This is a genomic window from Pseudomonas sp. NPDC087598, from assembly GCF_044743525.1.
Classification (GTDB): Bacteria; Pseudomonadota; Gammaproteobacteria; order Pseudomonadales; family Pseudomonadaceae; genus Aquipseudomonas.
In genome coordinates this window covers 1-12,889 of the sequence record NZ_JBIUWQ010000025.1, presented here as the reverse complement: position 1 = coordinate 12,889, position 12,889 = coordinate 1, and the positions used below count along the sequence as shown (strand labels likewise).

Here is a 12,889-nt window from a genome sequence, read left to right as displayed (position 1 = left end):
GCGGATTCGAATCCGCCAATGCACTCAGGGTAGAGGGTTGCAGCGAAAGGCGCGAGGGTGGCCACTTGGCTTCATTGAGCCTGGCTCGGCTTTTGTGGCGAGGGAGCTTGCTCCCGCTGGGGCGCGAAGCGTCCTTTTGCACTCTTTCAGACAAAACGCGTGTACATGTTTTGCGACTGCTTCGCAGCCGAGCGGGAGCAAGCTCCCTCGCCACAGAGGATCTCTCAGGCTTGAGCATCAGCCTCGGCAATCTGCGTCCACAACGCCGGACCACCCGCCGACTTGGCGATGATCTCCAGCCGCACCTGATGCGCCGCCAGCTCTTCTTCCGTAGCCCGAATGATCCGGCTTGGCTGACGATCCGCCGGCAAACGACGGATTTCGGTAGCGGAGTTGTCCGCGCCCTCACCCGAACCATTACCATCCGACGCGTTGCCCGCCAGCGACAGGCTGGTCTGGCCGCCGGTCATGGTCAGGTAAACGTCGGCGAGAATCTCGGAGTCGAGCAAAGCGCCGTGCAATTCACGGCCGGAGTTGTCGACGCCATAACGTTTGCACAACGCATCGAGGCTGTTGCGCTGCCCCGGGTGACGTTCCCGGGCCATCATCAGGGTGTCGAGGATCGAGCAGTGCTGCGTGATGTCGGCGCGATCCTGCTGGCCCATCAAGGCGAATTCGTTGTTGATGAAGCCAACGTCGAACGCCGCGTTGTGGATGATCAGCTGCGCGCCTTTGATGAATTCGAAGAACTCATCGGCGACTTCGGCAAAACGTGGCTTGCCGACAAGAAATTCGTTGGTGATGCCGTGAACGCCGATGGCGCCTTCATCACTCTCGCGATCCGGTTGCAGATAAACGTGAAAATGCCGGCCCGTCAGGCGCCGACCGATCAGTTCGACACAACCGATTTCAATGATCCGGTGACCATCGGTCACCGGCATGCCGGTGGTTTCGGTATCGAGTACAACGGATCTGGTGGCCATCAGTGCTCAGCTCTCAACGGGTCAATCGTGCAAAAACGCGGATGTTAACACGCTCGCGGCGTGAGTCGCGCACCGCTGGGTGATCGGCGCTCATGCAGTTTTTAACAATCATTAGCAATGTTCATAAAGTCTGCCGGCAATCGGCTTGTTAGCGTGCGCGGCTTGTTTCCCACGGGTTAGAACGCGTCATGAAGACTGCACAGGTTTTATTGCTCTGCGGCTGTTTGCTGGTTACCGAAGCGCATGCCACCAGCTTCGTCATCAGCACCGACATCACCATGAGCCTGACGCTAAGTTCAAGCAAAGGCACCAGTGGATCGTTCAAGGACGACAAGATTGTGCTGGCGGCGAAGGATGATGCGGCGGCGTTTGTGGCGAGTGGCGGGGAGATTCGCGGGGTGCGGATGGAGGCGGCTTTTTTGCGTATACGGGAGGTGCTGAAGGATTCTGTGTATACCGACCGGCAACTGGCTGAGGCCATTCTGATCCTGTGAAACCGCGTTATCGCTCTTCGCGAGCAGGCTCGCTCCCACATTGGATCTGTGTCGTGCACAAAGCCCCTGTGGGAGCGAGCCTGCTCGCGAATGGCCGCACCACAGTACGTCAGGAATAGCTCAGGTCTGCTTGTAACCGCGCACGTCATCCACGCCACGGTTGGCGAGTTGGTCAGCCCGCTCGTTGCCGTGATGGCCAATATGCCCGCGCACCCATTTCCACGTGACCTTGTGGCGGTTGACCTGCTCATCCAGCTCTTTCCACAGGTCAGCGTTTTTCACCGGCTCTTTCGCTGCGGTTTTCCAGCCGCGCTTCTTCCAGTTGGCCATCCACTCGTTGATGCCTTTCATCACGTATTGCGAGTCGGTCACCAGCAGCACTTCGCACGGGCGCTTCAAGGCTTCGAGGCCGCGGATGGCACCGAGCAGTTCCATGCGGTTGTTGGTGGTGTTGGCCTCGCCGCCCCACAGTTCCTTTTCGACGCCCTTGCACACCAGCAACGCGCCCCAGCCGCCCGGGCCGGGGTTGCCCTTGCAGGCGCCATCGGTGAACAGTTCTACGGTGTCGACGCTTTCAACGCTTTCGCTCATGCCACTCTATCCAGAATAAATGTTTGCCTCGCCGATCACGGATCGACGATGGCCCGGGCCGGGACATACCCGGCCACAAATAAAAGAAGGTTTACGGTTCGATACGACGGCGGTTGACCTTGGCCATCGGCAGCGGAATCAGCTTGCCCATCGGCTCGCGACGCTCCTGACGCAGCGGCCGCAGCCCGACCACGATCTTGCGCGCGACCAACAGATAGAAGCCGCCGCCCGACAGTTGCCAGTCACCGGCCTTACGTTCCCAGCCGGCGAGACGGGCCTGCCACTTGGGCGACGCGAGCGGCGGACGATAGCACCCGAAGCGGCGTTTCTCCAGCGCAAAGCCGAGCAGATTGAGCCAGTCGGCGACCCGCGACGGCGAGATACACCGCGCCTGACGCAAGGCATCGTGGGCGAATACGTGACGCAGCCCCCAGGTGCTCCAGGGATTGATGCCGATGATCAGCAGATGTCCGCCTGGGCGCACGCTGCTCGCTGCTTCACGCAGTAAACCGTGGGGCGAAAGACAGAAATCCAGACCGTGCTGCATCACCACAACATCGGCCGCGTGTTCGCTGAGCGGCCAGGCCTGCTCTTCGCAGACAATCTCGACCCCCGGCAACGGCGCACCGAGGCGCACATTACGCTGCACTTGCGGCGCCGCCGGCGGGGTTTCGGCGGATGGCCCGTAATGCACCAGATAACCGCCAAAGAACCTGCCCAGCTCGTCTTCGAGCATGCGCCGCTCTTCATCCAGCAGAAACTGCCCGAGCGGGCCCGACAGCCATTCACGGGCGGCGCTGATCAACGCCAGCCAGTCGGGATCGGCCTGAGCGAACGCTTTATCGGTCATGTCATTCTCCAACGCGCCAGGAACTACTAAGATGCGCCAATGTTTTCCGCTTGGCGAATTCCGACGATGATACAGATCAGTGCCCTGCCCGCGTTCACCGACAACTACATCTGGTTGTTACAGGATCACCGCACCCAGCGCTGCGCGGTGGTCGATCCGGGCGATGCCGCGCCCGTCCAGGCGTGGCTCGCCGCCCATCCCGGCTGGGTGCTGAGCGACATTCTGATCACCCACCATCACCATGACCATGTCGGCGGCGTCGAACGCTTGAAAGCGGCAAGCGGTGCGACAGTCTACGGCCCGGCCAGCGAAAGCATCCCGGCGCGGGACGTGGCCCTCAAGGACAACGACAGCGTCAGCGTGCTCGGCTGGGACTTCGATGTCTATGCGGTGCCCGGTCACACCCTGGGACACATTGCCTATTACCACCACGGCCTGCTGTTCTGCGGCGACACCCTGTTTGCTGCCGGTTGCGGCCGCTTGTTCGAAGGCACGCCGGAGCAGATGCACCACTCGCTCAGTCGCCTCGCCGCTCTACCGGAAGACACGCTGGTCTACTGCACCCACGAATACACCCTGAGCAATCTCAAGTTTGCCACCGCCGTCGAGCCGAGCAACCCGGACATTGCCGCCCGTCTGGAAAAAGTTATCCAGCAACGGCAAAACGGTGTCATGACGCTGCCTTCGACCCTGGCCCTGGAAAAGCTCACAAATCCGTTTTTGCGCACCTCTGAAATATTAGTTACACAAAAAGTGGACGAACGGGCAGGCGCTCAAAACCGGGCGCCGAGCGAGGTTTTTGCGGCCTTGCGGGCATGGAAAGATAAGTTCTAAGTGACTCACTGCTTGGTACAAAAATTCTGAATGGTTGACCGCAAGGGGTGCGCTTTCTAGAATCGCCCGACATTTTTGCCCGGAACTTACTTCCAGCCAATGTCGTCATCCATACGTAAGTCCGTCAATTCAGACGCATTGACCCGCCTGGCGCAAGCCATCGCGGTGGCTGTGTCCGCCACGCTGGCGGGCTGTTCCAGCCATGCTCCGCAGACTGAAGCGACGCATACGCCGAACATCGCTGCGCGAGCCAAGCAGAAGCCGATCTGGCTGACCGAGAAGCCCAGCCCACAGGTTCCCCAGGACATCTGGGAACGCATGCGCCAGGGCTTCCAGTTGCAGGAAGGCCTGGGCGTGAACCCGCGCATCGAGCAGCAGCGTCTGTGGTTCGCCAGTAATCCCTCTTTCCTCGAGAATGCCGGCGAACGCGGCAGCCTCTACATCCACTACATCGTCGAACGCCTCGAAGAACGCAACATGCCGCTGGAACTGGCCCTGCTGCCAGTGATTGAAAGCGCCTACAACCCGATGGCCTATTCACGCGCCGATGCGGTGGGCCTGTGGCAATTCATTCCTTCCACCGGACGTTACTTCAACCTGCGCCAGACCCGTTTCTATGATGGCCGTCGCGATATCACCGCCTCGACCACCGCAGCGATGGATTACCTGACTCGCCTGCACGACATGTTCAACGGCGACTGGCTACTGGCCCTGGCCGCGTACAACGCCGGCGAAGGCACGGTCAGCCGCGCCATCGAACGTAACGAGAAGCTGGGTCTGCCAACCGACTACTGGAACCTGCCGCTGCCGGCGGAAACCCAGGCTTACGTGCCGAAGCTGCTGGCGCTGTCGCAAGTGGTACTGGCACCTGAGGCCTACGGCGTAAACCTCAACCCGATCGCCAACGAACCGTACTTCCAGGTCGTCGAAATCAACCAGCGCATGGACCTGTCCAAGGTTGCTGCGGTTGCCAACATCGACGAAGACGAACTGTTCCAGCTCAATCCGGCGTTCAAGCAGCGCACCACCATCGATGGCCCCCAGCATTTGCTGGTGCCAACGTCGAAGGCGCAACTGCTGACCGCCAGCCTGCAGACCATGCGCCCGGAAGAGCTGATCAGCACGCGTTCGCTGAAACCGGTGTTCGAGGGTGCCGACCCGACAGAGGTGGCGAAACTCAAACGCGCCTACCGTGTGAAACGTGGTGACAACCTCGGCTCCATCGCCAAGGCCAACAAGGTCGAAGTGAAGGACCTGCAACGCTGGAACAAGCTGACCGGCAAGAACCTCAAGGTCGGCCAGACCCTGGTCATGCAGGACACCACCAAGCGTACTCCGGCTCGCAACAGCGGTCGGGTCAACACGGTGATTGCGGCCAACAGCAAGTCCAAAGCCAAAGACGACAGCAAGCAGCAGACCCAGTACAAGGTCAAACGCGGCGACACGCTGTATGTGGTCGCCAAGCGTTTCAACGTTGAGATGCAACATCTCAAGCGCTGGAACCCGGGGGCTGGCAAGGCGTTGAAGCCGGGGCAGATGCTCACGGTATATCAGTCGCGCTGATAGAAGAGCCCCTGAAATTTCAGGGGCTTTTTTATTGCCGAAATTATTGTGACCGATGAGCCCCTTGTGGCGAGGGAGCTTGCTCCCGCTGGGGCGCGAAGCGGCCCCCTGCATTCGTCCAGTCAAACCCGACACACCAGTTTTTGCGACTGCTTCGCAGCCGAGCGGGAGCAAGCTCCCTCGCCACAATTAATCTGTTGTCAGGACTATTGCGGGCACAATTAACAGCGCATTAAGCCCCGATCTTTTTCCTGTCCAGACAAGCTGTTACTGTACGGCCCACTAAGCCCAAGCCGCCTGGATCGGATCTGACTTGAAGCGTCCCCTCCTCCTGCTCCTGATCAGCCTGGCCTTGAGCTCAACCGCAAGCGCGACGATTACCGAAAGTCACGGTTATGCGCAGTTCGGCACGCTCAAGTACCCGGCCAGATTTACCCACTTCGACTGGGTCAACCCGCAAGCGCCCAAGGGCGGTACGTTGCGGGTGATGGCGTTCGGCACCTTCGATACGGTCAACCCTTACACCTTCAAGGGCACCAGCCCGGTCACTACCGCCAATTTCCTTCAATACGGCATCAACGAGCTGAACGAGCCGTTGATGGTCGGCACCGGCCAGTATTCGCCGTCCGGTGATGAACCGGCGTCCAGTTATGGCTTGATCGCGCAATCGGTGGAGTACAGCGAAGACCGCAGCTGGGTCGTGTTCAATCTGCGCCCCGAAGCGCGCTTTCACGACGGCACACCGATCACCGCCTACGACGTCGCGTTCTCCTATCGCCTTCTGCTCAAGGAAGGTCATCCGCTGTACCGCACAGCCCTGCAGGAAGTGCTGCGGGTCGACATCCTCAACAAACAGCGCATTCGCTTCGTGATGAAACGTTCGGGCAATCCGCTGTTGATCCTGCGCCTCGGTGAATTGCCGGTGTTGCCGCAGCATTACTGGAAAGACCGCGACTTCAAGGCCACCACCTTCGAACCGCCGCTGGGCAGCGGACCGTACCGCATTACCTCGGTGACGCCGGGGCGGCAGTTGATCTTCGAGCGGGTCAAGGATTACTGGGGCAAGGACCTGCCGGTCAATCGCGGCAAGTACAACTTTGATCGCATGGAAGTCGAGTTCTACCGCGACAGCGATGTCGCCTTCGAAGCGTTCAAGGCCGGCGAGTTCGACATCTACATCGAGCATCAGGCGAAGAACTGGGCCAACGGCTACAACTTCCCGGCGGTGCGCCGTGGCGAGGTGATCAAGGCGCAGATCCCGCACCAGATCCCGACCCAGAGCCAGGGCCTGTTCATGAACACCCGGCGCGCGACGTTTGCCGACGTGAAAACCCGCGAAGCGCTGGGCCTGATGTTCGACTTCGAATGGACCAACCGCGCACTGTTCAGCGACGCCTACAAGCGCACCAACAGCTATTACCCCAACAGCGAGTTTTCCGCGACGAGGCTGCCGGTCGGGCATGAATGGCTGATACTCAAACCGTACAAGGATCAACTCCCGGCCAAGCTGTTCACCGAGCCGTTCACCCTGCCGCAGACCGATGGTCGCGGCATTCCTCGGGACACCATGCGCAAGGCCCTGGCGCTGCTCGCCGAGGCGGGCTGGAAGCTCAATGGCCAGCGTCTGCAAAACGCCGCTGGGCAGCCGCTGAGTTTCGAACTGCTGCTGGTTAATCCGAACCTCGAGCGGATCCTCCAACCGTACATCGAGAACCTCAACAGTATCGGCATCGATGCGCGCCTGCGCACAGTCGATCGTGCCCAGTACAAACAACGCCTCGATCAGTTCGACTTCGACATGATTCTGATGACGCTCAACCAGACCCTCAGCCCGGGCCTTGAGCAATGGCAGTACTTCCATTCCAGTCAGGTCGGGGTCAAGGGCAGCAAGAATTACGCGGGCATCGCCAATCCGGTGATCGATCATCTGCTCGAACAATTGCTCGCCGCGCAAACCCGCGATGAACAGGTCGCCGCCGGCAAGGCGCTCGACCGCGTGCTGCTCTGGCAGCACTACAGCATTCCCAACTGGTACCTCAATTATCACCGTCTGGCCTACCGCAACCGGTTGGCCTTCGTCACCACGCCGCCCTACACCCTGGGCCTGAGCGCGTGGTGGCTGAAATCTTCGGAGAAAGATCAATGAGCCCCATCCGCGCCCTGCTCGTGCAGGCCAGCGGCCTGTTGTTCGCCGGGCTGGCCTGCGCCGCCCCGCAACACGCCGTGACCCTGTACAACGAGCCGCCGAAATACCCGGCCGATTTCAAGCAATTCGATTACGTGAACCCCGACGCACCCAAGGGCGGCGTGTTCCGTCAGGCCGGTTTTGGCGGCTTCGACAGCCTCAACCCGTTCATCAGCAAAGGCGTGCCGGCCGATGATGTCGGGCAGATCTACGACACCCTGACCAAGCACAGCCTCGACGAGCCGTTTACCGAATACGGCCTGATCGCCCGCCAGATCGAAAAAGCCCCGGACAACAGCTGGGTGCGTTTCTACCTGCGCCCCGAAGCGCGCTTCCACGATGGTCACCCGGTGCGCGCCGACGACGTGGTGTTCAGTTTCAACACCCTGACCAAAGAAGGCTCGCCGCTGTTTCGCGGTTACTACAGCGATGTCGCCGAAGTCATCGCGGAAGACCCGCTCAAGGTGCTGTTCAAGTTCAAGCACACCAACAACCGCGAGTTGCCGCTGATCCTCGGCCAGTTACCAGTGCTGCCGAAACACTGGTGGGCCGACCGCGATTTTGCCAAGGGCAATCTGGAAATCCCGCTCGGCAGTGGCCCGTACAAGGTCGCCGAGGTGAAGGCCGGCCGTTCGGTGCGTTACGAGCGGGTCAAGGACTACTGGGGCAAGGATCTGCCGGTCAATCGCGGCTTTTACAACTTCGACGTGATGACCACCGATTATTACCGCGACAACACCGTAGCCGTCGAAGCCTTGAAGGCCGGGCAGTTCGATTACTGGCTGGAGATGACAGCAAAAAACTGGGCCAACGCTTACAACATCCCTGCCGTCACTGAGGGACGCTTGATCAAGGAACAGATCGCCAACAGCAATCCGACCGGCATGCAGGGCTTTGTCTTCAACCTGCGCCGCCCGGTGTTTCAGGATGTGCGGGTGCGGCAGGCGCTCGGTCTGCTGTTCGACTTCGAATGGACTAACAAACAACTGTTCAACGGCGCTTACTTCCGCACCCGCAGTTACTTCGAAAACTCGGAAATGGCCGCCACTGGCCTGCCTGATGCCGAACAGGTGGCGATCCTCGATCCGTTCCGCAGCAAACTGCCGGCGCAGGTGTTCAGCGAAGCCTTCGAGAACCCGAAAACCGATGCCAGCGGCATGATCCGCACGCAACAGCGCGAGGCGTATCAGTTGCTGCAAGAGGCCGGCTGGAAGATCGTCGACGACAAAATGGTCGACGCCACCGGCAAACCGGTGGTCATCGAATTCCTGCTGGCGCAGACCGAGTTCGAACGCGTGTTGTTGCCATTCAAGCGTAACCTCAGCGACCTCGGTATCGAGCTGGTGATTCGCCGCGTCGACGTCTCGCAGTACATCAACCGTGTGCGTTCGCGGGACTTCGACATGGTGGTCGGCAGCTTCCCGCAGTCCAACTCGCCGGGGAACGAGCAGCGCGAGTACTGGATGAGCGCTGCCGCCGACAAACCGAGCAGCCGCAACACCATGGGTTTGAAGGATCCAATCGTCGATCAACTGGTCGAGAACCTGATCAACGCCGATTCGCGGAAAAATCTGGTGGCCCACGCCCGTGCGCTGGATCGTGTCTTGCAGTGGGGCTATTACGTGATTCCCAACTGGCATATCAAAACGTGGCGCGTAGCCTACTGGAACCACATCGGCCACCCGAAAGTCTCCCCCAAGTACGACATCGGCATTAACACCTGGTGGGTCAAACCCGATGCGAAACCTGCGGTAGAAGTGCAAAACCAACTGCAAGCCGAACCTGTGGGCACGGAGTAATCAGATGCTGGCGTACATTTTTCGACGACTGTTGCTGATCATCCCGACCCTGTTCGGCATTTTGCTGATCAACTTCGTGATCATCCAGGCCGCGCCCGGCGGCCCGGTGGAACAGATGATCGCCAAGCTCGAAGGCTTCGAGGGCGCCACCAGCCGCATCGCCGGCGGCGGTGCCGAGGTCTCGGTGGCCGGTTCCGCCTATCGCGGCGCGCAAGGGCTGGACCCGGCGCTGATCAAGGAAATCGAGCACATGTACGGGTTCGACAAATCGGCCCCGGAACGCTTGTGGATCATGGTCAAGAACTACGCCACGCTGGATTTCGGTGACAGCTTTTTCCGTGACGCCAAGGTCATCGACCTGATCAAGGAAAAGATGCCGGTGTCGATCTCGCTGGGGCTGTGGAGCACGCTGATCATGTACCTGGTGTCGATCCCGCTGGGGATCGCCAAGGCCACGCGACACGGCAGCCACTTCGATGTCTGGACCAGTTCGGCGATCATCGTCGGCTATGCGATTCCGGCGTTCCTCTTTGCGATCCTGCTGATCGTGGTGTTTGCCGGCGGCAGTTATCTGGACTGGTTCCCGTTGCGCGGGCTGACCTCGAACAATTTCGATGAGCTGAGCCTGGGCGGCAAGATCCTCGACTACTTCTGGCACCTGGCATTGCCGGTGACGGCGCTGGTGATCGGCAACTTCGCGACCATGACCCTGCTGACCAAAAACAGCTTCCTCGACGAAATCAACAAGCAATACGTGGTCACCGCCAAGGCCAAGGGCCTGACGCGCAATCGCGTGCTGTACGGCCATGTGTTCCGCAACGCCATGCTGCTGGTGATCGCCGGATTCCCCTCGGCGTTCATCGGTATCTTCTTCACCGGCTCGTTGCTGGTGGAAGTGATTTTCTCGCTCGACGGCCTCGGCCTGATGAGTTTCGAAGCAGCGATCAACCGCGATTACCCGGTGGTGTTCGGCACCCTGTTCATCTTCACCCTGCTCGGGCTGGTGGTGAAACTGATCGGCGACCTCACCTACACCCTGGTCGATCCGCGCATCGACTTCGAAAGCCGGGAGCATTGAGATGAACCTGTCCCCTCTCAACCGCCGCCGCTTCGAACTGTTCAAGGCCAACAAACGTGGCTGGTGGTCGCTGTGGCTGTTTCTGCTGCTGTTCGGGCTGAGCCTTGGCGCCGAACTGATCGCCAACGACAAACCGCTGGTGGTGCATTACGACAACAATTGGTACTTCCCGGCGATCAAGCGCTACCCGGAAACCACCTTCGGCGGCGAATTCCCGCTGGAGGCCAACTACAAGAGCCCGTACATCCGCGAACTGCTCAAGGCCAAGGATGCGTGGGTGCTGTGGGCGCCGATTCCCTACAGCTACCAGAGCATCAACTACGACCTGAAGGTCCCGGCGCCTGCCCCGCCTTCTGCGGACAACTTGCTGGGTACCGACGATCAGGGCCGCGATGTGCTGGCGCGGGTAATTTACGGCTTCCGCATTTCCGTGCTGTTCGCGCTGACGTTGACCGTGTTGAGTTCGATCATCGGCGTGATTGCCGGCGCGCTGCAGGGTTTCTATGGCGGCTGGGTCGATCTCGCTGGCCAGCGTTTTCTGGAGATCTGGTCGGGTTTGCCGGTGCTGTACCTGCTGATCATTCTCGCCAGTTTTGTCCAGCCGAATTTCTGGTGGCTGCTGGGGATCATGCTGCTGTTCTCGTGGATGAGCCTGGTCGATGTGGTGCGCGCCGAGTTCCTCCGTGGCCGCAACCTCGAATACGTCCGCGCAGCGCGGGCGCTGGGCATGCAGAACGGCGCGATCATGTTCCGCCACATCCTGCCCAACGCGATGGTGTCGACCATGACCTTCATGCCGTTCATCCTCACCGGCGCCATTGGCACCCTCACCGCTTTGGACTTCCTCGGTTTCGGCTTGCCGGCTGGCAGTCCGTCGCTGGGTGAGCTGGTCGCGCAGGGCAAGTCCAACCTGCAAGCGCCGTGGCTGGGCATGAGTGCCTTTGCCGTGCTGGCGTTGATGTTGAGTTTGCTGGTGTTTATCGGCGAGTCCGCTCGCGATGCCTTCGACCCGAGGAAGTGAAATGAATCAGGACAATCTGATCGAAGTACGCGACCTCGCCGTCGAATTTGGTTTCGGTGAGCGCGTGCACCGGGTCGTGGAAGGCGTGAGTTTCGACATCAAGCGTGGCGAAACCCTCGCGCTGGTCGGCGAATCCGGCTCGGGCAAATCGGTGACGGCGCACTCGATCCTGCGCCTGCTGCCCTACCCGATGGCCCGGCATCCGGCCGGCAGCATCAACTATTCCGGGCAAAACCTGCTGGGGCTGAGCGAAAAGACCCTCCGGCACATTCGCGGCAACCGCATCGCGATGATCTTTCAGGAGCCGATGACCTCGCTGAATCCGCTGCACTCGATCGAGAAGCAGATCAACGAAGTTCTCGGCATCCACAAGGGCCTGACCGGCAAAGTCGCGACCAAGCGCACGCTGGAGCTACTGGAGATGGTCGGCATCCCCGAGCCGCACAAGCGCCTCAAGGCCCTGCCCCACGAATTGTCCGGCGGCCAGCGTCAGCGGGTGATGATCGCCATGGCCCTGACCAACGAGCCGGAACTGCTGATTGCCGACGAGCCAACCACCGCACTCGATGTGACCGTTCAGCTGAAAATCCTCGATTTGCTCAAGGAATTGCAGGCCAGATTGGGCATGTCGCTGTTACTGATCAGTCACGATTTGAACCTGGTGCGAAGAATTGCGCATCGCGTATGTGTCATGCAGCGCGGTTGCATCGTCGAACAGGCATCGTGCGCAGAGCTGTTCCGTTCACCGCAGCATCCGTACACTCGGGAATTGCTCGGCGCGGAGCCCAGCGGAGGCCCGGCGACCAATAAAATCGGGGCGCCGCTGCTCGAAGTCGAGAACCTGAAAGTCTGGTTCCCGATCAAGAAGGGCCTGCTCAAGCGCACGGTGGATCACGTCAAGGCAGTGGATGGCATCAATTTCAGCCTGCCTCAGGGTCAGACTCTGGGGATTGTGGGAGAAAGCGGTTCCGGTAAATCCACACTGGGTCTGGCGATTTTGCGGCTGATCGGCAGCAAAGGCGCGATCCGCTTTGAAGGCAAGCAGCTAGACTGCCTGACGCAGAACGAGGTTCGCCCGTTGCGTCGGGAGATGCAGGTGGTGTTTCAGGACCCGTTTGGCAGCCTGAGCCCGCGCATGTGCGTCAGCGATATCGTTGGCGAAGGCCTGCGGATTCACAAGATGGGCACCGCGGCCGAACAGGAAGCGGCGATTATTGCGGCATTGAAGGAGGTAGGTCTGGATCCGGAAACCCGGCACCGCTACCCCCACGAATTTTCCGGTGGGCAACGGCAGCGAATCGCCATTGCCCGGGCCTTGGTGCTGAAACCGGCGCTGATCCTGCTGGACGAGCCGACGTCGGCGCTCGACCGGACGGTGCAGCGGCAAGTGGTGGAACTGTTGCGTTCACTGCAAGCCAAGTACAACCTGACGTATTTGTTCATCAGCCATGACCTGGCTGTCGTCAAAGCGCTGAGCCACCAGTTGATGGT

General features: G+C 60.3%; 11 protein-coding genes. 8 read left to right on the top strand and 3 right to left on the bottom strand.

The genetic code is table 11. From position 1 onward, the window contains the following. Window positions 1–224: 224 nt before the first annotated feature. Complete coding sequence (dnaQ, locus tag ACIOWE_RS15505) at window positions 225–983, bottom strand: DNA polymerase III subunit epsilon (RefSeq protein ID WP_401392895.1); 759 nt, start codon at window positions 981–983, stop codon at window positions 225–227. A gap of 188 nt (window positions 984–1,171) precedes the next feature. On the opposite strand from dnaQ, the gene ACIOWE_RS15500 reads away from it, so the two are divergent. Further along, window positions 1,172–1,477, top strand: a complete 306-nt coding sequence (locus ACIOWE_RS15500; protein ID WP_401392892.1) for a DUF2388 domain-containing protein — start codon at window positions 1,172–1,174, stop codon at window positions 1,475–1,477. A gap of 120 nt (window positions 1,478–1,597) precedes the next feature. Here the strand turns inward: ACIOWE_RS15500 and rnhA are convergent, their stop codons facing one another. Then, on the bottom strand, window positions 1,598–2,068 hold the full coding sequence (gene rnhA / locus ACIOWE_RS15495; protein WP_201232755.1) for a ribonuclease HI: 471 nt from the start codon (window positions 2,066–2,068) through the stop codon (window positions 1,598–1,600). A 91-nt stretch (window positions 2,069–2,159) separates the two neighbouring features. After that, window positions 2,160–2,918 carry a class I SAM-dependent methyltransferase gene (locus ACIOWE_RS15490; protein WP_103303504.1) on the bottom strand — a complete coding sequence of 253 codons (759 nt, stop codon included), beginning with the start codon at window positions 2,916–2,918 and terminating at the stop codon, window positions 2,160–2,162. Between the two features lie 66 nt (window positions 2,919–2,984). On the opposite strand from ACIOWE_RS15490, the gene gloB reads away from it, so the two are divergent. The 7 genes from gloB to ACIOWE_RS15455 all read left to right on the top strand — a co-directional run. After that, window positions 2,985–3,752, top strand: a complete 768-nt coding sequence (gene gloB / locus ACIOWE_RS15485) for a hydroxyacylglutathione hydrolase (protein WP_401392888.1) — start codon at window positions 2,985–2,987, stop codon at window positions 3,750–3,752. 99 nt (window positions 3,753–3,851) lie between these two features. Continuing rightward, window positions 3,852–5,315, top strand: a complete 1,464-nt coding sequence (locus ACIOWE_RS15480) for a transglycosylase SLT domain-containing protein (protein WP_401392885.1) — start codon at window positions 3,852–3,854, stop codon at window positions 5,313–5,315. A 313-nt stretch (window positions 5,316–5,628) separates the two neighbouring features. Continuing rightward, complete coding sequence (locus ACIOWE_RS15475) at window positions 5,629–7,461, top strand: extracellular solute-binding protein (RefSeq protein WP_401392883.1); 1,833 nt, start codon at window positions 5,629–5,631, stop codon at window positions 7,459–7,461. Continuing rightward, entirely contained in the window at window positions 7,458–9,299 is a 1,842-nt protein-coding gene (locus ACIOWE_RS15470; RefSeq protein ID WP_401392880.1) for an extracellular solute-binding protein, read from the top strand. Before ACIOWE_RS15475 ends, ACIOWE_RS15470 begins: the two co-directional genes overlap by 4 nt. A gap of 4 nt (window positions 9,300–9,303) precedes the next feature. Beyond that, entirely contained in the window at window positions 9,304–10,377 is a 1,074-nt protein-coding gene (locus ACIOWE_RS15465) for a microcin C ABC transporter permease YejB (protein WP_401392877.1), read from the top strand. 1 nt (window position 10,378) lies between these two features. Further along, window positions 10,379–11,398 carry an ABC transporter permease gene (locus ACIOWE_RS15460; protein ID WP_401392874.1) on the top strand — a complete coding sequence of 340 codons (1,020 nt, stop codon included), beginning with the start codon at window positions 10,379–10,381 and terminating at the stop codon, window positions 11,396–11,398. Window position 11,399: 1 nt separating this feature from the next. Continuing rightward, the coding region (locus ACIOWE_RS15455; protein ID WP_401392871.1) for an ABC transporter ATP-binding protein at window positions 11,400–12,889 on the top strand (1,490 nt) is incomplete at its 3' end.